Annotated in this window: 18 protein-coding genes and 6 pseudogenes; 5 read left to right on the forward strand and 19 right to left on the reverse strand. The window is 58.4% G+C overall.

Annotated elements, in window-relative coordinates; all coding sequences use genetic code 11:
• The first annotated feature begins 384 nt into the window (after positions 1-384).
• Positions 385-1278 carry a nitronate monooxygenase family protein gene (locus OWC48_RS43170; RefSeq protein ID WP_282525495.1) on the forward strand — a complete coding sequence of 298 codons (894 nt, stop codon included), beginning with the start codon at positions 385-387 and terminating at the stop codon, positions 1276-1278.
• An 87-nt stretch (positions 1279-1365) separates the two neighbouring features.
• Here OWC48_RS43170 and OWC48_RS43175 read toward each other — a convergent pair whose 3' ends face one another.
• The 5 genes and pseudogenes from OWC48_RS43175 to OWC48_RS43195 form a co-directional block, all read right to left on the reverse strand.
• Entirely contained in the window at positions 1366-3822 is a 2457-nt protein-coding gene (locus tag OWC48_RS43175; protein ID WP_282525474.1) for a CaiB/BaiF CoA-transferase family protein, read from the reverse strand.
• A gap of 362 nt (positions 3823-4184) precedes the next feature.
• Positions 4185-5195, reverse strand: a pseudogene (locus OWC48_RS43180) (IS630 family transposase); the annotation flags it as partial.
• Positions 5196-5625: 430 nt separating this feature from the next.
• Positions 5626-6174: an aminopeptidase P family N-terminal domain-containing protein gene (locus OWC48_RS43185; protein ID WP_282525476.1), complete on the reverse strand. Its 549-nt coding sequence runs from the start codon at positions 6172-6174 to the stop codon at positions 5626-5628.
• Positions 6175-6185: 11 nt separating this feature from the next.
• Complete coding sequence (locus tag OWC48_RS43190; protein ID WP_282525477.1) at positions 6186-6893, reverse strand: hypothetical protein; 708 nt, start codon at positions 6891-6893, stop codon at positions 6186-6188.
• Between the two features lie 38 nt (positions 6894-6931).
• A complete protein-coding gene (locus OWC48_RS43195; protein ID WP_282525478.1) occupies positions 6932-7822 on the reverse strand; it encodes a crotonase/enoyl-CoA hydratase family protein in 891 nt (296 codons plus the stop codon).
• An 871-nt stretch (positions 7823-8693) separates the two neighbouring features.
• On the opposite strand from OWC48_RS43195, the pseudogene OWC48_RS43200 reads away from it, so the two are divergent.
• A pseudogene (locus OWC48_RS43200) lies at positions 8694-9476 on the forward strand (aldehyde dehydrogenase family protein); the annotation flags it as partial.
• Here OWC48_RS43200 and OWC48_RS43205 read toward each other — a convergent pair.
• Positions 9458-10093, reverse strand: a complete 636-nt coding sequence (locus tag OWC48_RS43205; protein WP_282525496.1) for an IS630 family transposase — start codon at positions 10091-10093, stop codon at positions 9458-9460. The pseudogene OWC48_RS43200 and the gene OWC48_RS43205 overlap by 19 nt on opposite strands.
• 76 nt (positions 10094-10169) lie before the next feature.
• Here OWC48_RS43205 and OWC48_RS43210 point away from each other — a divergent pair.
• Positions 10170-10575: pseudogene (locus OWC48_RS43210) on the forward strand (aldehyde dehydrogenase family protein); the annotation flags it as partial.
• A gap of 124 nt (positions 10576-10699) precedes the next feature.
• On the opposite strand, the gene OWC48_RS43215 reads toward OWC48_RS43210, so the two are convergent.
• From OWC48_RS43215 to OWC48_RS43240, 6 genes and pseudogenes are all read right to left on the reverse strand, one after another.
• Positions 10700-11116 carry an FAD-linked oxidase C-terminal domain-containing protein gene (locus OWC48_RS43215; protein WP_282525479.1) on the reverse strand — a complete coding sequence of 139 codons (417 nt, stop codon included), beginning with the start codon at positions 11114-11116 and terminating at the stop codon, positions 10700-10702.
• 200 nt (positions 11117-11316) lie between these two features.
• Positions 11317-11556 (reverse strand): hypothetical protein, encoded by a 240-nt coding sequence (locus OWC48_RS43220; protein WP_282525497.1) that lies wholly within the window; start codon positions 11554-11556, stop codon positions 11317-11319.
• Positions 11504-12052, reverse strand: coding sequence for an FAD-binding oxidoreductase (locus OWC48_RS43225; protein ID WP_308777027.1), 549 nt, complete (start codon positions 12050-12052; stop codon positions 11504-11506). The genes OWC48_RS43220 and OWC48_RS43225 overlap by 53 nt, the downstream gene beginning before the upstream one ends.
• A gap of 311 nt (positions 12053-12363) precedes the next feature.
• Entirely contained in the window at positions 12364-13776 is a 1413-nt protein-coding gene (locus OWC48_RS43230; RefSeq protein ID WP_282525481.1) for an FAD-dependent oxidoreductase, read from the reverse strand.
• Positions 13777-14321: 545 nt separating this feature from the next.
• A pseudogene (locus OWC48_RS43235) lies at positions 14322-15100 on the reverse strand (oligopeptide/dipeptide ABC transporter ATP-binding protein); the annotation flags it as partial.
• 213 nt (positions 15101-15313) lie between these two features.
• Positions 15314-16717: an amidase gene (locus tag OWC48_RS43240; protein WP_282525482.1), complete on the reverse strand. Its 1404-nt coding sequence runs from the start codon at positions 16715-16717 to the stop codon at positions 15314-15316.
• A gap of 360 nt (positions 16718-17077) precedes the next feature.
• Here OWC48_RS43240 and OWC48_RS47600 point away from each other — a divergent pair.
• Both OWC48_RS47600 and OWC48_RS43250 read left to right on the forward strand, forming a co-directional pair.
• A pseudogene (locus OWC48_RS47600) lies at positions 17078-17527 on the forward strand (transposase); the annotation flags it as partial.
• A 21-nt stretch (positions 17528-17548) separates the two neighbouring features.
• Positions 17549-17756, forward strand: a pseudogene (locus OWC48_RS43250) (IS701 family transposase); the annotation flags it as partial.
• Between the two features lie 256 nt (positions 17757-18012).
• On the opposite strand, the gene OWC48_RS43255 reads toward OWC48_RS43250, so the two are convergent.
• The 7 genes from OWC48_RS43255 to OWC48_RS43285 form a co-directional block, all read right to left on the reverse strand.
• Positions 18013-18960 (reverse strand): aminotransferase class IV, encoded by a 948-nt coding sequence (locus OWC48_RS43255; protein WP_282525484.1) that lies wholly within the window; start codon positions 18958-18960, stop codon positions 18013-18015.
• Between the two features lie 592 nt (positions 18961-19552).
• Positions 19553-19870, reverse strand: coding sequence for a hypothetical protein (locus OWC48_RS43260; protein WP_282525485.1), 318 nt, complete (start codon positions 19868-19870; stop codon positions 19553-19555).
• Between the two features lie 52 nt (positions 19871-19922).
• Complete coding sequence (locus OWC48_RS43265) at positions 19923-20969, reverse strand: ABC transporter ATP-binding protein (RefSeq protein WP_282525486.1); 1047 nt, start codon at positions 20967-20969, stop codon at positions 19923-19925.
• Entirely contained in the window at positions 20966-21973 is a 1008-nt protein-coding gene (locus OWC48_RS43270; protein ID WP_282525487.1) for an ABC transporter ATP-binding protein, read from the reverse strand. The genes OWC48_RS43265 and OWC48_RS43270 overlap by 4 nt, the downstream gene beginning before the upstream one ends.
• 1 nt (position 21974) lies before the next feature.
• The gene (locus tag OWC48_RS43275) at positions 21975-22862 is read right to left on the reverse strand and encodes an ABC transporter permease (RefSeq protein WP_282525488.1); all 888 of its coding nucleotides are present in this window, start codon (positions 22860-22862) and stop codon (positions 21975-21977) included.
• Positions 22863-22864: 2 nt separating this feature from the next.
• Positions 22865-23806, reverse strand: a complete 942-nt coding sequence (locus OWC48_RS43280; RefSeq protein ID WP_282525489.1) for an ABC transporter permease — start codon at positions 23804-23806, stop codon at positions 22865-22867.
• Between the two features lie 5 nt (positions 23807-23811).
• On the reverse strand, positions 23812-25416 hold the full coding sequence (locus tag OWC48_RS43285) for an ABC transporter substrate-binding protein (RefSeq protein ID WP_282525490.1): 1605 nt from the start codon (positions 25414-25416) through the stop codon (positions 23812-23814).
• Positions 25417-25552 lie beyond the last annotated feature (136 nt).

Consider the following 25552-nt stretch of genomic DNA (forward strand, 5'->3'; position numbering starts at 1 on the left):
CTGTTCTCGCCAATGGCCCTGGTCAGCATGGCGACGGGTGTCCTGCAGAAATAATGCTTGCTGAGGTCTAGCTGCACCTCTCGCTTACGGAGGCGCATACTGAGCTTTCCGACAATTGCTGCACACAAGTTTCAACGCTGTTAGTGTGAAGCCCGTCAACGGTCGGATGTATCCAGATGTGGCGATTCCGACTTCACTCCAACGACTTCGCGAATACCCATCGCGGGCGTGCACAAGGGTCAGAAGATCGGCAGGACGCCCGAAGGCTTCACTGAGAAGGGCAAGCCTGTTTGGAGGACTGTATCTGTGATTGCACTTTCCCAGCGAAGCAGGCTACCGGGCGCTATCGCGTCCCGGCTGAGCCTACCCTTGATCGTCGCGCCCATGTTCTATGTCTCGGGGGTAGATCTCGTGACTACTGTCTGCCGCTCGGGAGCGATCGGCGCTTTTCCCACAGCTGGCGCTCGATCCGTTGAGGAGCTCGATCACTGGCTCATCCACATTAAGAACAGTCTCGCTGAGCTAGATCGGCGAGCTGCGCCATGCTGCCCAAACCTCATCATCCGGGAGGCACGCTTCAAGGATGATCTTGCTTGTCTCGTGCGCCACAAGGTGGAGATTGTCATCACAAGCGTGGGATCACCGGCCGCGGCCGTCAAACCGCTACACGAAATCGGTTGTCTCGTCTTAGCCAATGTAGCTTCGCTGCGCCATGCAGAAAAAGCGATCGAAGCCGGTGCGGACGGCTTAGTTTTGCTTACCGCAGGAGCTGGAGGCAACACAGGTTGGGCTAATCCCTTTGCTTTTGTTCGCGCGGTTCGGGCCATGTTCGATGGTCCGGTCGTCCTTGCGGGCGGTCTCACCGACGGCGTTTCGCTGGCGGCGGCTTGTCAGCTCGGATGCGATCTCGCTTGTATGGGTACGCGCTTCATTGCCACCCGCGAGAGCGGGGCGAGCGATTCCTATCGTCAGATGCTCGTCGATAGCAGGCTTGATGATATTATGCTGACTAGAGCCTTCTCCGGACTACATACCAACATGCTGCGGCCCTCAATCATAGCGGCCGGCCTCGACCTGTCAGAACTCGACGAATCTGTGTCCGAGACCAGCGCGAAGAAAACATTCGGCGGCAACAACTCCGGAGGACCGCGGCGGTGGATCGACATCTGGAGCGCCGGCCACTCCGTTTCAGGCGTACGCTCGATCATGGGTGCCGCCGAGCTAGTGAAAGAGATTACGGAAGAATACGAAGCAGCCTTGGTCAACGGAGTCTGGTAAGCGTTGCAAATTGGTTGTCAGTCGCACGCCGATCGCAGGAGCAACGGTGCCACGACGAGCATCGCCGTGGCAAACTCGTACGGTGAATTAGCTATTTGACGATACCTTCTCTGCGAGCTCCCCTTCTGAGAGCATTGTGGTGCCAATGATGCCGTCCCTCTCCAATTGCACGACCTCGGCGGCCGAGAGGCCGAGAAGTCCTGATAGAATCTCTGTATTATGTTGTCCGAGCGTTGGCGCCGCGGTGCGGATCAGATAGGGGCGTGAACCTTCGCGAATCGGCATCGACGGCTGCGGATGCAACCCAATGAAAGCGCGGTCGATTTCCTGCAGAAACGAACGCGACCGCAAATGCCGATCCTTGAGCAAGTCAATCGGCAACCTGGCCACGCCGGCCGCAATCCTCAATTCCTGCAAATCGGACAAGGCCCGATCTGGATCGCGGGTCAACGCCCACGCTTCGATGTCCTTCTCGATCTCGTCCTCGATCGCGCGGCGAGCCTCGGGAGATGCCAGCGACGTGTCCCTAGCCCAGTCTGGTCGGCCAATAAGGACGGCAAGCCTCTGCCACATGTGCTCGTCCGTCGCGGTTATCACGATCCAGTTATCCTCGCCCGCACACCGAAAGCAGCCATGCGGCACGAATTGCGGATGTCGATTGCCATACCTTTCCGGAGGCATACCGCTGATCGAGTGCATGGTGATCCATGGCGCTGCAAACGGCACCATGCATTCGATCTGCGCAAGATCGATGAACTGTCCTTGCCCGGTATTGCGGGCATGAATCAGCGCAAGCAGAACTGCAGCGCAGCCGTTCAACCCACCGACAGCATCCCCGAACGCGATGTGGCTCATCATGGGCGGCCCACCAGCGCTTCCAATGACGCTCGGAAGGCCGGAGCCCTGCTCGAGCGTCGAGCCATAGGCACGACAATTGCGACGGATGCTTTTTGTTCCAAACGCTGACATCGACATCACGACGAGCCGGGGATTAATCTCACTGAGCACGTCGTAACCGAGGCCGAGCTTCGGCAACACGTCGACCGAATAGTTATCGATGGCAACATCGGCTCCTGCTACAAGCCGCTTGGCAAGAGCTAGGCCTTGCTGCCGCGTCAGGTCGAGTGTGATACCACGCTTGTTGCGGTTCATAATGCAGAAGCAGGACGCCACTTCGTACATCCGATGCTCCGCGTAACCAGGGCGCCGGTCAACGCCGCGCCACCAGTCCGGATACTGGATAGCCTCGATCTTGATCACATCGGCACCAAGATCAGCTAACGTGCGCGTACACAGCGGGCCCGCCCATCCCATCGAGAAATCGACGACGCGAATTCCCTGCAACGGTAGCCTGCTAGCATCTAAACCGCGGGACGATGTCGGCACAGTATCGCTCTGGCATCTTCGGGTATCCGGAGGATCCTGCCGCTCACCAGGAGCTGGAACCCTTCCGCCTCGGCGAGGCGGCGTTAACGTCAGGCGCTGCATTGAGCCCGCCGTCAAACCCTTTTCCGCGCCAAGCAGTATGGGTACGATTGCGCCGCGCTCCTTCTTCTCCCCGTCCTGAAGCAGATCTGATATTTCGGGCACCGGGACAATCGGGATCTTACGTTTCAGCCCTTCCGCAAACCACTCCTGCGCTGTCCGCGTCCTTAGCCGGGGCATAAACTCTCGCTCGATTTGCTCCATGTGTTTCAGACGAGCTTCGTTAGAGGCCAGTGCCGGGTCACTGCGCAGTTCGGACAAGCCGAGCATATCGCAGAACGAGTGCCATTGCGTTGGGGTGATTGCGCTAACGCCTATCCGACCTTTCTTGGTTTCGTAGATGCCGGTTGGAAAGTTTGGCCAAAATCGGTTTATGCCAATGCGGCGCATTACGTCGCCCTGCGCAGATGCTTCGAACATGAGATACTCTGACAGGGAGAGGCTCGATTCGAAAATACTGACCGACCATGACCGTCCTGGTTCGCCCCGCATTCGCGAGACGACAGAAGAAGCCGCCGCGATGAACCCCCAAAGACCGGCCAGAATTCCTGTTTGAAAATCCGGCGCGTGCATTGGCGGGCCCTCGACCGCTCCAACCAGCTTCAGAAGGCCGGCGAGTGCGCGGACGGTCGAATCGGTTGCGGCGAAGTCCGCGTACGGGCCTTGTTGACCGAACCAGCTTGCTTCAACGTAAATCAATCCGGGACACCGTTTCCGGATGGCAGCAATATCAATAGCCGCGCAACCAGCAGAATCGATATCGCGGCCGTCAATTAGAACGTCGCAATCATCGATCAGATTCGAGAGCCGCGTGCTCGCATCGGCGTCGGCAGCATCAAGGATCAGACTTGACTTGTTGAAATTCAAAAATGCGAACCACGCGCTCTGGCCCTCAGGCGTGACTGGCGCGCTGCCACGAAGCGGATCTCCGGTTGGCGGTTCGACCTTTCGCACATCGGCTCCGAAATCCGCAAACAATCGGGCACAATAACTGGCCGCGGCCGAGCTACCGATTTCGATCACCCGCAGGTCCGACAATCCTGCTATCAAGTACTCCATTCTCAACCACCTAGTCGTGCTGTGTGTCGCTGTCGAGTGGCGCAAGCCGGCCTTGCTAGCGTGGAATCATTCGCATCTGACCTGATTCGAGCGTGTGCGCTCCAGCCTCGAGGCAATAGTCGCGCGACTTCGCACAATTGAGCTGAAGCGGGCTAGACTGCTCCAGTGCCGTTCCAACTAACTACTGATCATGATGCTAGAACAGCTACCAAATGAGATAGATGCGGCGATAAGTGGCCACCGTGGCAGCAGCACTAGTGTCCTGAACCGGAAGTTCGCAACACCGGGTCGTGTTTTGCCGGGGCATTGTATCGGCAGAAGCGTTCGATGGAAGCAAGGATGTCATCGGCAGACTTGGTTCATCGGAACGGTTTTGGATCGGCGTTGTGCCGATCGATGAACGAAGTGATGTCAGCCCTGAGAGCGGCGACGCTGCGATAGATGCCGCGCCTGATCTTCTTATCGGTGAGGAGCGCGAAGAAGCGCTCGACCTGATTGAGCCATGACGAGCTGGTCGGAGTCAGATGCACGTGCCAACGCGGCCGTTTAGCCAGCCATTTTCGGATCAAGGGGGGCTTGTGCGTGGCGTAATTGTCTATGACGAGATGGACGTCGAGTTCACGCGGTACGGCAGCCTCGATCTCGTCGAGGAACTTGCGGAACTCAGCAGCGCGGTGGCGTCCATAGCACTTGCCGATGCCCCGTCCGCTCGCAATGTCGAGGGCGGCGAACAGCGATGTGGTGCCGTGCCTGGTGTAGTCATGGCTTCTTCGGGCCGGCTGGCCGGGACGCATCGGTAGCATCGGCTGACTGCGGTCCAGCGCCTGGATTTGGGATTTCTCATACACACATAGAACGATGGCGTGCTCCGGTTGCGAGACGTAGAGGCCCACAACGTCGCGCACTTTGGCCACGAAGTTTGGATCGGTCGGGAGCTTGAACGTCTCCATCCGGTGCGGCTGGAGCCCGAAGGCCCGCCAGATGCGTTGCACCGTCGACACCGATAGGCCACTGGCTTTCGCCATGTCGCGGGAACTCCAATGGGTGGCGTTCTTGGGGCAACTCTCCAACGTCCTCACGATCACGGCTTCGATGCGGGCATCGTCAACCGTACGTGGCGCCCCGGAGCGCGGCTCGTCATGCAGCCCGTCCACGCGCCGTCCCACAAAACGCCGCCGCCACTTACCTACCGTCGACCGGTCCAGCCCCAGCTTGGCCGCCACTTCCCTGTTCTGACCGCCTTCCGCACAGGCCAGCACGATCCGCGCTCTCAGAGCCAGCGCCTGCGCCGTCTTCCGCCGCATCGTCAGCGACTTCAGTTCGGCCCGCTCTTGATCGCTCAATGTTAGGGGCGCAAGTTGCTGGACCGCCATCAGATCCTCCGTCGCTGCTGCAGCCTCTATCCTTGGCACGGCGACGCGAATCTACTGCGAATCTACGATTGCGAACTTGTGACTGAGGACTCTAGCTCGAAATTGGTCTGGGATTCGGCCGTATAGCACGCGTCGTCGGACCACTTAATATGCGGTGCCGTCGCAGGGCTACCCGTCGGCATGGTCGGATAAATGCGGGAAGCCCCGCCCGGGAATTCCGGTGTGCCGGCAATTAGTGCATGCGTTATGGCAGCCGCCACGTCGCACTCGCGAGCGCTAGGAGCGACCCCAAGTTGCGCAATCCGCATGGCCCGGTCGACGATTTTGCCCGCCTGCTCCATGTAGGCGATCTCAGCTGGTGATTTTACTAGCTTCAGCTTGGAGATGATCTCATCGGCATCAACACTCTTCGAAAGATCAAGGCTCTTGGCTACGTCGCCTGAGCCTTAACTCCATAATTTTTGGCCGTCAGTTCAATTACAATACGGTTCGATTTTGTACGCTTGCGGACCATATGCCCAATCGACTGCCAAGGCGTCTGGTGAGCCGAACCGATAAACTGCTCTGGGTAACCGAGATGGCGCGAGTGCGGCAGGTAGGAGGTGGCAGTTGCGCACGCAACATCCATTTCGCGCAGAATCAGCCACGGATCTTCCTCGTCTTGACACACGAGTGCGAGCTGCGGAACGTAATCCGAGTAGCCATCGTATCCAGTAAGATAGTTCATGTTCGCCTCGTTAAAGACGAGCAGCGGTCCATACCCAGCTCCGCCATTCGTTGGCGCAGCCGAGCCGTACGCCCGCGATATTCCTGCTGATCGAATGCGGACATGGTACCTCCTCCTGATGCTACTTGGTTTGATACCTCCCGGACGTGAATGCGCGGGACCGCCCCCGCGATTCACAACAACTTCTCGAGCAAGCCGCACTGTTGCAGAATATCCGCCTGAGCCCGTCTTCGCTGCCAGCGCGCCCTGCATATGGCAAAGCCTCAGGCGACCGAACCCAGCGTCAAGCGGCAGAGATCGGTGATGTCATAGACGGGCAGCTGCGCGGCACGGCGGATCGCCGCCGCGACCAATGGAAAGGCCGCGCATTCGAGAAGGATAGTGGCGATGTCCGGATGGGCTGCGCGTAGGCGGACAACACAAGCACCGACATCAGCCTTGATTGCGGGGATATCGATCGGGGGCGCCGGACGCTTAAGCTCGTCGTGCCAGAACTTGCCGCCTTCAATACCTCCAATGACGATCCTCACTCGTTCGTCACGATCGGGGAGCCCAAGCAGATCCTCGGTCAAGTGCGCCGAGTCGTAAGTCAACACGGCGATCTTGGCGTTTCGGGGCAGCTCGCGAAGCAACGCAGGCAAGAGGAGCAGACTGGACATGACCACCGGCACACTGACCGAGGAGGCCACAGCTGGCTGATGCCGGATGGAGAAACCGCAGGTCGAGCTTATCGCGATGGCACCCCGCTCCGCCAGTCGCCGCGCTGCGGCGATAAAGGCCGGCTCCAGCGTAGGATCGCCGCAAACGACGTTCTCGACCCAAGCCCCGGCTACCGTTTCCGAGATCACGGGAAAGTTGAAACTGGCCGGGTTCAGCAACGATCCGGGCAGCGGCTTCGAGCTTGGGGCACCGGGCGGCAGCCCTCGTTCGAGGTGTAAGACTCCAAGTGAGCGCTGAACTTGAACATTCATTCGAAGGCGGTCAAAAACCGAATTGGTCGCACATGAGGTTATTTGTACTCGCGCTCAGTCCACCAAGGAAAATGATCTGGCATGTCGGCCGACACCTTACTCCTGAACACCGCCGGCCGCTTCTCCAGAAATGCCATCACGCCCTCTCGAGCATCGGCCGAACGGCCGAGTGTATAGCTTACGCGGCTATCAATCTTGTGGGCTTCCATAGGATCATCGGCGCCTAGCATACGCCACATCATCTGCCGGATCAGCGCGATCGATACTGACGGGGTCTTCTCAGCGATGTCGCGGCCAATCACCCGGGCCGTCGCGAGCAGTTGATCGGGCGGCACTACTTTGCTAACTAGCCGCCCAGCAAGCGCTTCCTGCGCCGTGAAGACGCGCCCGCTGTAACACCACTCTAGCGCCTGCGCGATGCCGACAATGCGCGGGAGGAACCAGCTCGCGGCCGCGTCCGGTACGATCCCACGCTGCGAAAAAACAAAGCCAAAGCGCGCGGCTTCAGAAGCAATGCGGATGTCCATCGCGATCTGCATAGTGACCCCAACGCCGACGGCCGGTCCGTTTACTGCGGCTATTATGGGTTTCATGCATTTGAAGATCCGTAACGTGAGTTGACCGTGGGCATCGCGAAGCTTCGGATCCCCATAGTCCGCCCTACCATCGGGCATCCGTTTCACCGGCCCGCGCCGCGCATCGCCATTTAATGCGTCGGCTCCCGAGGAAAGATCGGCGCCTGAGCAAAAGGCGCGGCCTTCGCCGGTCACTATCACCGCGCGTATGTCGTCGTCCTTGTCCGCTCGATCGAACGCGTCGATCAACTCCCGTCCCATGGTGCCAGTCAAGGCGTTGAGCTTCTCCGGACGGTTCAAGGTAATGGTGAGGATATGCCCGGCAACCTCATATTTAATGGTCTCGTATGGCAACAGCGTTTCCTTTTACAGTTCTGGATGGACAAGGGCTTCCGAGGCGCGCCTCTCAGAGGTAACTCCTTCGCTTAGCCCAGAACTGCAAAGCGTGAACCTACCAAAGCTGGTATCATTCTGGAGTATGCATATTCCTATGATCTAAACGCACCATCGATCTCAGGCCTTCGCAAAGCGGTTTCAAGTTGAATGAAACGGAGGAGTCTTCGCAAGAATGACTAAAGGGTGGCCCTTAGCTACGCCGGTGGCGGAGAATGTTAATTTCGGAGAGGCGAAGGAAGAGCTGTTGCGGCTTTTCTGCGCCTGGGGAATCGACGGACCTCCTACTGTGTCTCAGTAGAGCTTTTTCGAGACGGCCTGCTTCACGCCGCGACAACGAGAATGTTCGCTGTAGAGGGGCGAGCTGAATGACAAGTCCCGCGTGCTTCGCGGCCAATGCCCCCAGATCGTCGGCCAGGAAGTAATTTCCGAGCCCATCAGGCGCACCGACGCGCACCGTCCCGGTGATCGCTGCGGCTGCAACTCCGACGCTGGATCCTACTTTTAGTAATTCACTCTCAACTCGCTCGGCCACGAGGGCCAACGCCTCGCCCGCGGACGTCCGCGTGCAGCCTGCTGTGTGTCGCTCGATCAACTTAGCATGAAACTGGATACCAACGCCGTGAGCTGCCGCGCTACCCGTAGCACAATTCAATCTTAGGCTCTTTGAGGCCTTCAGGATCTGCCCAGCGCGCGCGGCCTCGAGAAATATCCGGACCCGTTCCCAATCCATTGACTATACTTTCTGCACCACGGAGTCGCAAATTCGGCGATTGATGCTCATTTTTATGCGGCCTCATATCGGATCCGGTCAAACATAGAGGGGAGTCGAATGTCTGCCACCATTTTGAATTTTATCAACGGCGAACTGGTGCGGAGCCCAAGCTCCCGCACATTCCCCCTATACAATCCTGCAACCGGCGAGCAGACAGAAACGCTCGGATTGGCTTCGACGAAGACATCCAATCGGTAAGGCGTTTCCTACTCGGGCGAATGCCCCCGCTCCGACGGGCTCGCATTCTGAACCGTTTTTGCGGATCACCGAGGATCGTATCGATGATCTCGCTCAAATCATCTCCGCCGAGCATGGTAAATTCTCTCTGACGCCAAAGGCGAAATCCAGCGCGGCATGGAGGTGGTGGAGTTCGCAACAGGTGCGCCACAGCTCCTGAAGGGAGAAGTCACCGAGAATGTCGGCACGCGCGTCGACAGCCATTCGTTGCGTCAACCGCTCGGTGTCGTCGCCGGCATCACACCCTTCAATTTCGCCGTGATGGTTCCGATGTGGATGTCTCCGGTTACCGTCGCTTGCGGAAATAGCTTCATCCTAAAGCCTTGAGAGCGCGATCCTTCGGCCTCTCTCGTGCTCGCGCACTGGTTGAAGGAGCCCGGACTGCCCGACCGAGTGTTCAACGTCGTGCAAGGCGACAAAGGGGCAGTCGATGCAACTGATCCTGACATCGTGGCTGTGAGCTTTGTCGGCTCCACGCCAGTTGCCCGTTATATCTACGAGACGGCCGCGCAGCATGGGAAGCGTTGTCAATCACTCGGCGGCGCGAAGAACCATATGATTGTCATGCCGGATGCAGACATGGATCAGGCGGTCGACGCTCTAGAGATGTAATTGGCGCATTCCTCAGGGGTAAAGAGATTTAAGGTGCGGCCGATGAGGTCGCAGAGGGCATTGACGGTCCGAGCCTGGGCTTGTCGCAACAATTCTTTGAGTTTGGCGAAGGCCATCTCGATCGGATTGAGATCAGGCCTGTAGGGCGGCAGGAATAGCAGGTGTGCGCCGGCGCTGGCGATGAGACGTGCGGCCGCTTCATTCTTATGGCTCGACAGGTTGTCGAGGATTACCGTGTCTCCTTGGCGCAGCACCGGGACGAGGATCTGCTCGACATAGGCGAAGAAGCACTCGGCGTTGATGGGCCCATCGAGCACAAAGCGCGCGATCAGCCCCTCGCGGGTCAGGCCGGCAAGGAACGTCGACGTCTTCCAATGTCCGTGCGGCGATGGCCCAAGGCACGTTCGCCGACGTTGGCCCAAGGCGTAACGACGCGTCATCGCCGTTGTTGTCCAGGTCTCGTCGAGGAAGATAAGCCGACCGCCAAGGCTGGTTTGCGTGCAGCGCCACGCTTGGCGGCGCTCAACGACGTCGCGACGATCCTGTTCGTTGGCGTGCACGGTTTTTTTGAAGCTGATCCCTTCGCCCGCATAGAAGCGCGACAGCATTTGGCGCCGGAAGTCGCGCTCATCCACGACAATCTTCGCGCCTTCTTCGAGGCCGGAATCAATGTAGCCACGGACCTACTTTCTTGGCGGCACTTTGTTTGACCACGTAAAAACCGATATGAAGATCTACCGCGAGGAAATCTTCGCGCCCAGTGCTCGCGGTCGTCCGCGCAAATTCTTATGGCGAGGCCGCGGCGATGATCAATAAGCACGAGTTTGGCAACGGCACCGCGATCTTCACGAGAGACGCCGATGAGGCGCAAGGGGTTTGCGCGCCAGATTAAGGCTGGAATGGTCGGCATCAATGTTCCGATTCCTGTGCCGATGGCGTTCCATTCATTTGGCGGTTGGGTCCCGAAGGCGTTCGCTTTTATACCAGGCTAAAGATGATCACCACGCGGTGGCCGACCGGCATTCGCGCCCGCGCAGAGTTCGTGATACCGACGATGAGCTATCTGTTCCTTCGCGGCGCGGGGCCGTAGATTGCTCTACGGCCTCTGCGCTTTACCTGTATTATCGCTGGCAAGGGAAACTCACTCTGGGCTACTATGCGGTCACCCCACCTAACCGCTGCTACCTGGCAAATCTTCGCCTCAGCAGAATGAACTAGACAGCTCCATCTTTAACCGCGGAGCTTGTTTGGTCCAAAGGCTCGCCATTTAGCGCTTCATTCTGATGCTCTTGCCGTTGATTACATCTTGTCTCACTCTCAGCCACCTCACAAAGTGACCGATCCGAGCTGCCCCGGCGAGGAGCCGCAAGCCTGCGGATTTCCGCTGGGGTGTAGCGATCGTAGACGTTCTGATTCTTGCGGCCAACCACGTGTTCGGCGCTGAAGGTGCCCTGAAACTCCTCGACGCAAACTGAGGATACCAGTTCACGCAGGGCCGCTTCGAATGCGGCGTCTGCGAGGCGCGGATCATCCTTGGCGGGGATGAGATTGAAATGCACACTGCCGTCTCCAATGGGGCCGAAATCGCAAATGTTGACATTCGGAAAGCGCGCCGGCATTTCAGCCTTCATACGCGCAAGGACCTCATTATGTCGCCCCGCCGGAAGGATAGATCGAACGCGATGAGCCGGCCGGCGTGTTTAACCCCTTCCGACAATGCGTGACGGAGCGTCCAGGTCTCGTGCCGCGGGCCAACATACGCATCGAGAAATAGTGCTTCCTCCCTATGCCATATGGTGGCCAGAACCACTTCTAGAGCAATCTCTAGCTGTTATTCACCGTCACGCGGCGCGTTGGTGCGCGAGATTTCGGCGAGGATCATGAACTCGCGCACGATTCCGCCAGGGAACGGATTGCGCAGAGAGGAAAGATGGCCGAGTGCTGCCCGTACCGCGTTACCGGACATCCCTTCAAATGCCGAGAGATAAGAGCCCAGCGCCTTTCCGGTGAAGACGGTATCAGAAGGGCCGTCGCCGACTGTCGCGGCAGAGGCTCGGAGTTGAGAACGCATTCGGTAACAACGCCGAACGCTCCGGACGTGTCGACAATGAGGCTGTCCAGTCGACCCCGGTATCGTTTTTGCGAAGGGGCGAGGAAAGGTTGAGCACGGCCCCTGCCGCGTCGGCGAGCACCACTACAATCCCTAGGGTATTGGGACGCACATCGCCATGGCGCAGAAAACGCGAGTCGCCGGTATCGGTGGCTATCATGCCGCCGAGTCTCGGGTCAGCGCCGAGGTCAATTGGAAAGAATAGGCCGTGCTCTTGCAGCTTGGCATTCAGATCAGAAAGACGCATCCCCGCGCCCACCCGCACGGTGCGGTTTAGGCGGTCGAACCCGAAACCGGCCGCCATACGATCGAGGCTAAGTACGGCTTGCGTGCCGCTAGTATCGGGTGTCGAGCCCGATACTAGGCCGGTGTTGCCAGATCGAGGGATGAGAGCCACGCCATTCTGCACGGGTACCAACCGACAACAGCTGAGACCTCGGTGGTAGACGAGGGGCACACGACGAAAGCAGCTTTGCCTTTATCATAGCGCGCCCCGGTCTCGTAAGCGACCATATAGGTTGGCTCGATGAGAAGGCCTTCTCACCCGCAAGCTTGCGCAACTCCTCGATATGGGCCTCCTTGATCATAGAGCGTTTGTCGGCTTCGCCTCTTGGATGCCGGGACGCGGGCTCGTGTTTAGGATCGCTCGTTGTCAGAATAGCTAAGCCGCACCAGGCTCCGAACCCGATTTTGTGTTAATGCCTGGACCCGCAGGCATCGGCAATGCAGGAGAAGATCGGCTCGAATGCCGCTAAGAGGGGCCCAATGTTACACAACGGTCTCCAAAACCCGAAGGTAAGCACCTTGGCCGAGCAGAGTTTTCTGAATATCACGAACGGGCACTTCGGATGGTGTCATACCGCCATTCGCTGCAAGCCCTGCTGCTACTCCCGCCGCGTGCCCGGTCAACCAGCATTGCGGTATTTCGCGCATGAACGTGTGCGACGACGCGTCAGATGACATGTGCCGGCCGGCAACGATGAGTCCGAGTGTGCCTCGCGGCAGAAGACTGCGATACGGGACGGACACCGGATCGAATCTTGGGCCGAGGCTCGGGCTTATGGCGATTTCATCCGGATGAACGACTCCGTTTCGCCAGTCCTCGCGCGTCATAACGCTCTGGCCGAGAAGACGACGGGTCTGACGAACACCGATCTGCGGAGCGGTCAGCACGACCCAAGCATCCTTGAACCCAGGCGCATTCGCCTTGTACCAGGCGAGCATCTCCATCATCTTGTCGCGAGATCGCAGCTCGACTTCCGTGAGGTCCTCGATGTCCAAGCCGCTATATCCCGACCAGCGGGGGCCCATAAAGACGGCGATATCGTTGCGCCAAGCCGCGTTTGGCAATTCGTATAGCCCGAGCTCACGCCGTGCCCGAGAGGCAAACTCTGAAAACTGGGCCGAACGGTGGAATGCCAGCCAAGCCTCGTTGTCTACGCCAGCCCACAGCCATGACGTATTTATGCAGTGGTGCATATTGCTGGCTTCAATGTCGGATGCTGAGGCTTCGCCGGCGTCGGCGAAGATGTCTCCATCCCCTGTGGTATCGATGACAACCTTGGCAGTTACAGCAAACCGTCCCTGCTTGCTTTCGAATACGATGCCGTTGATGCGGCCGTCCTGGACGATCGCCGATGATGCCCAAACGTGGAAAAGCGGCTTGACTCCGGCTTCTCGTATCGCCTGGAGTGAGACAGTCTTGAGCGCTTCCGGATCAATCATTGGCGAATGCGTGACTATGCCGTGAAATGCCGCAATGCGCGGTTTCCAAACCGCAACATGCTCGGCCGCGCGGGTGCCCCAGATGGACTGACCGGGCCCCAGTACGGCATCCTTGGGCAGACGGTCAAGCAGCTCGCGCCCGAGCCCAGCAATCAAGAGCCGACCGTCCCAATCGGACATTCGATCGATCCAGATGACCAGCCCCCCCGTCGAAAGGCCTCCCAAATGGTTGTACCGCTCGGCGAGCATGACGTTTGCGCCAAGACGGCCAGCGGCAATCGCTGCCGCGGTGCCGGCCGGCCCGCCCCCAACGACCAGAACGTCAACTGCATGGCGAACAGGAATCTGCCGCGGTGCCTCACTCACCATGCCGAAAATCTTGCGCTCGCGCCGCTCGTGTCCCGCGTTGACTTCTGCCGAATAGCATTCGGCGGCATCATCCATCGGCTCGTACATTCGTCGGCTCGCCTCCCCGCGCCAGGTAGAAATCCGCACCTGAGATCAGTTTCGGCGCTGCTCAGCAGCCCGACAGTCTCGAATGTAGAGTAATTTGAACGCCCAACGCTTCGAATTCCAGTCCAGCACCGAAGATTTTCTGCAGAAAAGACGCCTTCATTGCGGTCTTTGAGCCCCAGGTCGGCTCACCCCCACTCCCTCGAGTTCAGATAACGTAGAGAGGTCATCCCCAACCGAGGCCATCACCAATTCCTTTGCTCCTACGAACGTACGTAAACGGCCTTCAGCAACGTGTAGAATTCGCGTGCGTGCTTGCCCTGCTCGCGCGAACCGTAAGAAGAGGCTAGGAAGGTACCGACCGTCCAGGAATGCCACACCGTCCGGATAGCTGCGGTTGTCGATGTGATTTTTGATCGAGCACATTCACTGGGTTCGTCAACATGGTCGTCATTGCGGTTCCGAGGAAGTTGCTTGGCCGATATCGTCGGATTTGATTTTTCACGGCAGCGGCACCTACTTCTAGTTTGCCTGCAACAGGAGTGAGCGGAAGATTTGGCCGCTGCAGCCGGCTGGGCGGCGATGCCTGCGGCCGGAGCGCACACATGACAGGCGACCACGTGCCCATCGGACATTGTCACCAAGGGTTGCACTGCAACGCGGCAACGCTCGACCGCGAGCGGACAGCAGGGATGAAAGGTGCAACGTGGGCGGATTGATAGGGCTTGGCACCTCGCCCTCTACCGCCACCTGCAGCCGTATCCGTGTGGGATCCGGCCTCGGGGCTGCCGCGATAAGCGCCTTCTGCAAAGAGCGCTTCGCAGGGCGCGAACTCCACGATGCGCCCCAAGTACATGACCGCGACGCGATGACCGATATGCTCCACGACGCCAAGGTCATGTGAGATGAAGATGAAGGCAATGCCCATCTGCTGTTGCAGTTCCATGAGAAGGTTCAGGATCTGTGCCTGCACCGAGACATCAAGGCTGAGACTGCCTCGTCGGCGATGATGAGCGAGGGCTGTAGCGAAAGCGCCCGCGCGATGCCGAGCCGCTGACCGGCCGAGAACTCGGACGGAAGCCTGTGCATCTCTCGGGAGACATTCCGACTTTTCGCAGAAGATCGGCGACAAGAGCGTGGCGCTGCTTCCTACTGAGCCGCTCAAAATTCTCGACCGGTTCGGTGATGATCTGTCCAACGGTGAGGCGCGGACTCAGCGACGAACAAGGATCCTGAAATATCATCTGCGTCCGCCGCCGCCACGCTCGAAGCGCATCCCGAGATCGGAGATGTCAGCTCCGTCGATCATCACGTATCCGCACGTCGGACGAGTTTGCGCTCGTAGAAGCGAGGGCATTGATACGGCAGCGCGGGCGGCAAAACCCGTCTTAATGAGGTCGCGTCGACAACTCCCATTAATCGCTGCTAATCCTGATCCCTCGCTATCTGCTGAGCGAGTCCTGATAGCACGGAAGCCATAACGCTCTTTTCGCTGGATGATGAAGGTCCTTTTGTCTTTAGACATCTTTCACGTATCTCATCACGTGCAGACCGCCCCCGCCGCCCGCCTTGGAGGGACAAGGCGCCCGAGCGCACTTTCGAGAACCCGTGCTGTGGACAGGACGGTCATGTCCTTGTAGCGTGCACCGACCAACTGGAGACCAACCGGAAGGCCGTTGCTATCCAGTCCACAGGGCAAAGAAGCTGCCGGTTGCTGTGTGAGGTTGAAAGGGAAGGTGAACGGCAACCAATTTTGAACATTATCCGGCTTATCGAGCCCGACCGGAAAAGGTGCAACAGGCATGGTCGGGGTGATCAGCAGGTCAAATTTCTCATGAAACGCCTCCATTTTAGCGGCAAGTCCAACTCGAGCTTCTTGAGCATCAAAATATTCGGAAACCGTGATCGACAAACCTTTTTCAGCCGCCTCCAGAGTGCTTGCCTCCAGCAGGCTATGTTGCTCTTCGTTTAGTTGGCTAAGGAGCCGAGCGGCAGCCGCACGCCAAAATGTGTTGAACGTTTCCGCAGGATCATCAAAACCTGGATTTATCTCGATCACCTCTGCGCCGAGGGACTCGATCTTCTGGGCAGCGGCATCAGTAACGCTCAGAATGTCGTTGGACACATTCGCGTACCCGAAGTCTCGGCTATACCCAATTCTCAGTCCTTTTAATGTCAATGCCAGAGGAACGTCACCGAACGGATATTCCAGCCCGGCGTATCCGTCCCTCGCATCCTTTTGGGCGATAACCCTCATCATAAGCGCTGCGTCAGCCGCTGTGCGAGTCATCGGGCCGATATGCGAGAGCGTAGTAAATAGGCTTGCCGGCCACTGCGGGACATACCCGAAAGTCGGCTTGAGGCCGAAGATGCCTGTGAAGCTTGCGGGTATCCGTATTGATCCACCGCCGTCGCTTCCTAGATGCAGACAACCGAGATTTAGTGCCGCGGCAACTGCCGCTCCACCGGACGACCCGCCTGGGGTAAGACTTGGATTCCAAGGGTTACGAGTAACTCCGTAAAGCGAACTGTGTGTAACTGCTTGAAAGCCATATTCCGGAGTGGTGGTCTTTCCCACAATGAGAGCCCCTGCCTCTCGCAGACGCGCAGCGGCCGGAGCATCGGCATCCCACGGTCCGTCACCGCTGGTCGACCTCGATCCCCAACGTGTAGGCATTCCGCGACTAAGCATGACGTCCTTTAAAGTTACCGGCACTCCGTCAAGCAAACCGACTGGCTCGCCTCGCATCCAACGCGCTTCTGAGAGTCGCGCTTGCGCTTTCGTCTGCTCAAAATCGACGAAACAGAATGCGTTGAGCTCGCGATTTGCCTCATCGATGCGCTGCAAGCAGTCATCGATCATCTCAACAGGAGACAAGTCCCGGCTCTTATAAAGGGCAAGACAGTCTTGTGCGGTAAGATCTGCGATCGGTTTCGTAGACATTTATTCTCTCATTGTATTGGCGATCACAGTCGATTGACGCTTGAGAGCGCTTCCGTATATTTTGAATATATTTCATGGCCGCGCTTGTTTCGTGCAAAACTCTGCCAGCGCTCAGATAAATCCGGCGCGGTGAGCAGGCGAAACGAGGAATGCGGACTGAGACTTTCGGCGCGAGAGTCGCCTACGAATGGCCTCCACGTCCAAGACAACGCACCTCATTGCACTTTCTCTTCTCGTTCAAACCTCCGCCAGCCAAGCCCGCCGGCCTCGCCAAGGTGCTCAAGGCCACCTGGCCGCGCTGTCGCGTGCGGTCGTTGAAAAACTCCAAATTGATTGACCCGTTCTTGTCGACGATTCGCGATCGGCGGAGCAAAGCGGGATCAGTTAGAGCTCTTCATCACAGGCTCGCTCAAACGGCTCGTCCCCGATGAGCACGTGCTGGCGCGGGTCGATCCTGTACTTGACCTGTCCTGGCTGAGGGAAGAGGTTACCGACTGCTATTGCGGGAACGATGGTCGGCCAAGCATCGATCAGGAAGCCGCGGTGCGGCTGATGCCCGCCGGGCTGCTCACCTGGATCGTACACGGTCGCAAGCTGATGCGCGAGGTCCAGGTCAACATCGCCATTCGCTGGTTTGCTGGTTATGCCTTCACCAGCAGGTACCGCAACATTCAAGCCTGACGCGCATCCGTCAGCACTGGGGCGAAGAGCGGTGTCCGTAGGATCTTCAAACGCACGGTCGAGGTTGTTTGAAGGCCACGCTCGCCACTGCGGAGATGGTCCACATCCATGTGTCGCTGATCCGCTGCCCAAGCTTGCCATGCGCGGCGGACGGAAGGTCGGCTGAAGCCGATTTTCTGCTCTCCGTGTCCGCACTGCCGCTCCGCAGCGGATTTAGGATAAACAGCATCTCCCGGGTGACGAAGCTTGGCTCATTGGCGAGCATCGTGCCTCGGGCGAGAAGAATTACTATCTCGCCAATCTCCCTGCGGCTACGGATCTGCACACACTGGCCGCCACTATTAAGGCAAGATGCGAGTGGCATGGTTTTGGAATGTCGTCCGTGCGGTCCATTTGTGCGCGCGGCTCGCAGCAGGGCTGGGTGATTGGCCAAACTGAGACAGTTGTTGGCGCACATGTTCAGGAGTCGCGCTCGCCAAGGGCGCGCAGATGACTCGCGCCGATTGGCGGCGAGGCAATTTCTTGCTCGACTTTGACGAGTTTTTCGCGACGATAGCTCATCCAGATTGTCGCGGAGCTGCTGGCCACGTTGCGAACGCATCGTTCATTTCCGATCAAGGATAATTGATAGCAGTCGACCACGTCGGATCGGCGTGCTTTTGCCAGTAGAGATCCATGAGGCGGCGGGTGATGGATCCGACCTGCCCTTTAGAGATAGTAGTGTCGTCGATGCGCGTTATGGGCATAATACCGCCGGCAGTGGAGGTGATGAATACCTCATCAGCATTCTTGATTTCGTCACGACTAATATCGGTCGCGATGGCCGTGAGGCCAATCTCAGCGCAGAGATCGAAAACGGTCCGACGCGTGATACCCGGCAACACCCCAAAAGCCGGCGTCCTCAGAGATCCGTCCTTTACGAGGAATACATTGAAGCCTGGCCCTTCTGCAACATATCCGTCCGTATCTAGGATTAGTGCCGTCTCGGCGCCTTTGTCGTAAGCGTCGAAAAGACCCTGCACAAGATCGAGCCAATGATAATTCTTGATCGTAGGATCGACGGATTTAGGGGGGATGCGCACGGTCTCGCTGATCGCGACGTGCAAGCCTCTTTCCAATTGCTCCCTGTTGGCAACCGAGCCAAATGGAATTGCAAACGCAATGAAGCGGTTCTCTGCCTGGCGGGGGTCTCGGCTGAATGTCGGCGAAGAGCCGCGCGTGCAGATCATCTCGACGTAGGCCGATTTGTGGCCCGACAGTGCGACACACCGTTCGAGGATTGACGCGATCTCCTCGCGGTCGTAGGGAAGGTTCATTCGAAGGCGTTCAACCCCTCGCAAAAAGCGGTCGAGATGCAAGTCCAACCGGAAGAACCGGCCGTCCCAGACGTGCACCGTGTCGTAGGTCGCATCCGAGTGCAGCAAACCCCAATCGAGCACAGAGATCTTGGCCGCGGACATGGGCAGGTACTGCCCATCCATGAAAGCGACCCCATGGGGATAGCGCCGATGATCGACGTGATGCTGATCGACTGTTGAAAGCACTGGTGAGAGCTCTGTCATCGGAGTCACTGGCAATAGGACGGGTTGAGACAAGCAACGAATTTTTGCCTGGAGAAAACAAGGATCTCGGACATGGTGTTCCATCAAGATGTCGCGGAATCGGCACGGTCGGCCGACTGAACCTAGCCCGTGAGATGCTAACGGTCCCACGAGCCGCATTTGTCCGATGTGGCCCCTTGCCTGGCCGAAATTCTGCGTCTGTGCGGAACAGGTGAAGCTTTCGCACGATCGAGGGAGCAAGTGCGCCTTTGAGCCGATGATCCACCCGCTGTCGCGGTATCTATCAAGATCTCGACAATTCCGCGGTACAGAATGTGAACGATTCGTCGAATGCTCAAAGATTGATGACCAGCCATGAAAGGTGGTGCCACACACAAGCGAAACAGATGGGGTGGATGCCAGCCTTCTCCGGCGGCACCGCAATGTGCCAAGTTTGTGGTGAGACAGTCCCAGCAAGGAAAGGCAGGATCCCTGAGAGAAGTTACCATCGTCAGGGTCGATCTGGAAAAGAATGTTTTTCAACTGCATGGGCCGGCGGATCATGGATCTGTGGTGTTTCGGAAAAAGCTGACGCGTCTGCAGTTTCGAAAGTTCATGCCGGCTCACCCCAACTGTGTTGGCGATGGAGGCTTGCGGCAGCTCCGATGACTGGGCTCGCGAGATGCTTGGACTCGGCCACCAGCAGAAATTGATTGCGCCCGGCTATGTCAAAGAACTTTCCGTTCCAGACATGGACCGTGTCGTAAAGCCTTGCCCTCGGGATCCGCAGGTATTGCCCATCCATGAGCGCGACCCCGTGCGGATAACGCCGTTGATCATCGTGACGTTCATCGATCACCAAACGCGGCGCGCTTGGAAGCTGTGTCACAATCGGGTCCTGTTCTATCCTTCCATCACTTTTCAGGTTCATGTGCCGATGTCCGATGTTCGTGTCGGCGGTACGCACAAGATACTCGATCGAGTCAAAACGTCTGTGGCTGTGCCACAGGAGAGAGCAAAGAATTGGCCGCCGTGGCCTGCTCGACCGGAATGTCCATAGTGGGGGCGCGCACATGGCAGGCTACGGCGCGCCCGTCAGCCATCGGCACCAAAGGCGGCACTTCGATCCGGCAACGCTCGACCGCGAGCGGACAGCGCGGGTGAAACGCGCACCCTTTCGGCGGGTTGATGGGGCTTGGCACCTCGCCCTCAACTGGGGCCTTCAGCCGAACCCGTGTCGGGTCCGGCACCGGGGCGGCCGCGATGAGTGCCTCGGTATAGGGATGGACCGGCTTTGTGAACAACGCCTCGCGTGGGGCGAGTTCCACGATGCGCCCCAAGTACATGACCGCGACGCGATGACCGATATGCTCCACGACGCCAAGGTCATGTGAGATGAAGACGAAGGCAATGCCCATCTCCTGTTGCAGATCCATGAGAAGGTTCAGGATCTGTGCCTGCACCGAGACGTCAAGGGCTGAGACTGCCTCGTCGGCGATGATGAGCGAGGGCTGTAGCGAAAGCGCCCGCGCGATGCCGAGCCGCTGGCGCTGACCGCCCGAGAACTCGGACGGAAGCCTGTGCATCATCTGGGGTGACATTCCGACTTTTCGCAGAAGATCGGCGGCAAGAGCGTGGCGCTGCTTCCTACTGAGCCGCTCAAAATTCTCGACCGGTTCGGTGATGATCTGTCCGGCGGTGAGGCGCGGATTCAGCGACGAATAAGGATCCTGAAATATCATCTGCATCCGCCGCCGCCACGCTCGAAGCGCGCGCGTCCCGAGATCGGAGATGTCAGCTCCGTCGATCATCACGCGCCCGCACGTCGGCTCCACGATCCGCATCAGGAGGCGTGCGACAGTGGACTTACCGCAGCCCGATTCGCCGACTATACAGAGCGTCTCGCCCGCATCGACTGAGAAGGATACATCCTCCACCGCCCGCACTACCGGCCCGGTCTTCTTCAGGAATCCCGTATCCAGCTGAAAATGCTTTGTCAAATTCTCGACCTTCAGCAGAGGGCTGCTCATGCGCACACGACCTCTTCGGAGCGCCAGCAGGCCGCTTTATGACCGGGCCCGACGTCGCGCATGATGGGCGTCTTCTCGCGGCAAATTTCTATCGCGAACGGGCAGCGGGGCGCGAAGCTGCATCCGACAATGGGCTCGCGCAGGCTCGGGACAATGCCAGGAATTTCCGGAAGACGGCGCCGCCGGCCGTGCCGCGGATCAGGCGCCGAGCGCATGAGCCCCTGGGTATAGGGATGCGCGGGCCGTGCGAACAGCTCAAGCACCGGCGCTTGCTCTACGATTCGGCCGGCATACATGACAATCACTCGTTGGCATGTCTCCGCTACAACACCCAGATCATGCGTGATGAACATTACAGCGGTTCCCATGCGCTCTTTCAGCTCAATAATCAGCCGCAAGATCTGCGCCTGGATTGTGACGTCAAGCGCAGTCGTTGGCTCGTCGGCAATCAATAGTTCCGGTGAGCAGGCGAGCGCCATGGCGATCATGGCACGCTGTCGCATGCCGCCTGACATTTCGTGGGGATAGTTGCCAATGCGACGCTCGGGATCCGCGATGCAGACCAGCCGGAGCATCTCTAGCGACTTTGCCATCGCATCTGACCGGGAGGCCTTGGTGTGGATCTGCACCGCCTCGGCGATTTGGCGACCAACAGTGTAAACCGGGTTCAGGCTCGTCATGGGCTCCTGGAAGATCATGGCGATCCGGTCGCCGCGGATTTGTCGCATCTCTCGTTCTGAGAATTTCAGCAGGTCGCGTCCGTGAAAGCGGATTTCACCGCTGACGGTCTTGGCGCTTAGCTTCGGCAGCAGGCGAAGAATGGAAAGGGCTGTGACGCTCTTTCCGCATCCGGATTCGCCGACAACGCCGAGCGTTTCGCTACGCTTGACCTGGAAGCTGATGCCCCCCAATGCGCGGGTGATGCTTTCCTCGCCGAAAAAGTGCGTCTCCAAGCCTCGGACATCAAGGAGCACGTCACCCCCGGTAGTTTCTTGAATTTGCATGTCAGGCTCTGACTTTTGAACGGGGGTCGAACAGGTCGCGCAAGCCATCTCCGAGCAGGTTGACAGCAAGAACTGTGATGACAAGGCAAATGCCTGGGGCAAAGACCGTCAATGGGGCGACAGCGAGATACAGACTTGAACTTGAGATCATGTTGCCCCAACTGGGGATCTCGGTCGGCACGCCTACGCCAAGGAAGCTCAGCCCAGCTTCCGTCAGAATCGCACTCGCACAGAGATTGGCGCTCTGCACCACAAGGGGCGGAATGGTGCTCGGGAGGATATGCCGCCATAGCACTTTTGGCAGACGCGCACCGCCGCAGAGCGCGGCCTCCACATAAGGACGCGTGCGAACACTCAAAACCACCGAACGAACCAGCCGGGTAACACTTGGGATCGACGGGACCGTGATGGCGATGATGAGGATGCCGATGCCGATGCCGGAGCCTGCCAGGGAAATGAGGGCGATGGCCAGCAGAATCGTCGGGATTGCCATCAGGCCATCCATGATCCGCATTGCAACATTATCGAAGCTGCGGTTGTAGCCGGCGATGACGCCGATCAAAAGCCCCCCCAAAGCAGCGCTTGCCGCCGACATCAATCCCACCATGAGGGAGATTCGAGCGCCGAACATCGTTCGTGCAAACACGTCACGGCCCAGATTGTCGCTCCCGAACCGCAGCTTGGCGGACGGCGGCTGAAGGCGATCGAAAGGATCCATGCTTAGGGGATCGCCGGCATAAAACGGTGCAGCGAGCGCCAGGATGATCAACACGGCCAAGAGACCGGCGCCGGCAAAGATCAGCGGATACCGCCTGGCTAGACGAGTAAGGTTAGCTCTTTGCAGCCAGCCCATCGGCTCGACTTCAACGGGTGCGGAGAGAAGTGGCATGTTCAATACCGGATGCGGGGGTCGATCAGGGTGTAAGTGAGATCGACCGCGAGATTGACCAAGACGTACAGGCCCGAAGCGAGGATCAGCACACCTTGAATGATCGGATAGTCGCGATTGTTGATCGCATCGACCACCAATCGACCGACACCAGGGATGTTGAACACCGTTTCCGTGATGACGACGCCAGAAATCAGATAGGCGAAACTTATGCCTATCACGGTAAGGATCGGGACACCCGCATTCTTCAGGGCGTGGTGGAAGAGCATGGAATATGAAGAGGCGCCCTTGGCAGCGGCCGTTCGCATATAGTCTTCCGACAGAACTTCGAGTATGCTCGCGCGCGTGATCCGGGCGAAGTAAGCGATGTAGGGGAAACTCAAGGCTACGGTCGGCAGAATAAGGTGCACAAGCCAGGGCCCGAGGCCGTGCTCGACAGGCTGGTATCCTTGGACCGGTAGCCAACGCACGCTGATGGCGAACCAGTAGATCAGAAAATAGCCGACGACAAATACGGGGACAGAAAAGCCAAGCGCCGCAAAGGCTGCGAGAGTGCGGTCGAAGACGCCGCCGACACGCCATGCGGCCAGAATGCCGAAGGCGACCCCAACCGTCACCGAAACGATCATCGTCAAGATCGAAAGGGAAATGGTCGGCTGCAACCGCTGCGAGATGAGGAGAAGAACCGGTCGGCCCGTAAAAATTGAGCCCCCGAAATCGCCGCTGAGAATGCCCAGCGCCCAATGTAGGAACTGGGCTGGTAGAGGATCATTAAGTCCGAGTTGTTCGCGGATGCCCGCGATCATCTGTGGGGTTGCTGCGTCGCCGGCGATGATGGCTGCCGGGTCGCCAGGCGACAGTCTGAGAAGCAAAAAGATGAAAATCCCGACCATCGCCATGACGGCAATGGTCGAGAGCATCCTACGAACAATGTATGCGGCCATGCTCCTCAGGCCTTTTGCATATTCCACATCGGGAGAGCACCGGGCATTCCGATGAGGCCGGTCAGCGTCTTGCGGCGCGCGCTTGGGGTGATACCTTGCCCCAGCAGAACGGTTGGGACGTAGTCCCACCAAACGGCCTGCATCTTGCGGGCCAGCACTTGGCGTTCGGCGACCGTTGGGGTATCCGCCCATTGGGCCCGAAGGGCCTCATATTCGTCGATCTTGGGCCAGCCAAAGAAGCCCTTGTCGCCCTCCGCGCCCAGCCAGGGTGCGCCAATCGGATCGCTAAGGGTCGAATCGGGCACACCCGTGATAAGTATGCTCCAGCCGCCTTCCTCCACGGACCCCTTGTTCGTCCGACGCGTGACAACTCCGCCCCAGTCACTCGGCGCAAGTTCGGCATTAATCCCAATCTTCCGCAGCGCGGCCGCGAGGAATTGCGCGGCATTGCTTAATCCCATCAGGTTAGTCGGTTGCAGAATGACGACCTTCTCGCCAGCATAGCCGCCCTCTTTGAACAACTGCTTGGCCTTTTCCGGATCGCCGCCCTTCTTGTACCATCCCGTATTTTCGTCGTTGGAGTAGAGCGTATCGTTTCCGAACATCGAAGTAACGGGGTGGCTGTATTTTGGGTCGGGGTTGATGACGCGAGCGATTACCGCCTGATCAACAAGGTAAAGCATCGCCTGGCGCGCCTTCACGTTGTCAAACGGCTTCTGAAGACAGTTCAGGCGCAGAAGATTAACCCAACCCATCTTGTCCAGAACTTGGAGTGCAAGGTTAGGATCGCTCTCGACAGCCGGATAAAGATCGGCGGGCGGGCCTTCGAGGAAATCAACCTCTCCCGCCTGCAAGGCCGCAAAGGCAGTCTGCGGATTCGAGATGTTCTCCCAGATGACCCGATCGACATTGACAACTTTCCCGCCAGCAAATCCGTCTGACGGATCGTCGCGCGGCACGTATTTCTCGTTCCGATCGTAGGTAAAGCTCGCGCCGGGTTTGGCCAGAGCTTCATTGAATTTAAAGGGCCCCGACCCGATATTCGCGGTCACCTGTTCGGTCGCGGGGCGACTTGCGTCCTTCTCCCGCATAATAAACAGGAACGGGTTCGCCAAATTGGCCAGCACATCAATCAAGAGCCCCAGCGGCTCCTTGAGTTCGATCGTGAAGGTTTGTTCGTCCTTTTTCGAAATATCCTTGGCCCGCGCCATGATCAGTTTGCCGCCCGGAGCGACTTGCCCCCAACGACGGATGGAGGCTACACAATCCGCTGCAGTAACAGGCGTGCCGTCGTGCCAACCCAAACCATTCCGAAGTTCGAACGTATAGGTCTTCTTGTCGTCGGAAGCGCTCCACTTCCCCACCATCTGCGGCTGGGGCGTGAATTTGGAGTTCAGCGCGAAAAGCGTGTCGTAGATCGCATAGCCATGATCACCGGTGATCGTAGCTGTCGAAAGGATCGGATCGAAGACTCGGAGGTCACCCGACTTTATCATTCGGACGGTCCTCGCAGTCGCAGGACCAGTTTGCGCTCGTAGGAGCGAGGGCATCGATACGACGGCACCAGCAGCCAAGCTTGTCTTAACGAGGTCGCGTCGAGAGATTGTCATGTTCCGATTCCCCTCCAGAGTCGATCGCGCGGTGGATCCGCGTCTAGTTGCTGGACAAGATTTCAACACATCCAGCAACGATCGGAGCCTTGGCGCCAACGGACGATATAGAGGTTATTTGCAGCTTTACCGCGAT

This window comes from Bradyrhizobium sp. Arg816, from assembly GCF_029989365.1.
GTDB lineage: Bacteria > Pseudomonadota > Alphaproteobacteria > Rhizobiales > Xanthobacteraceae > Bradyrhizobium.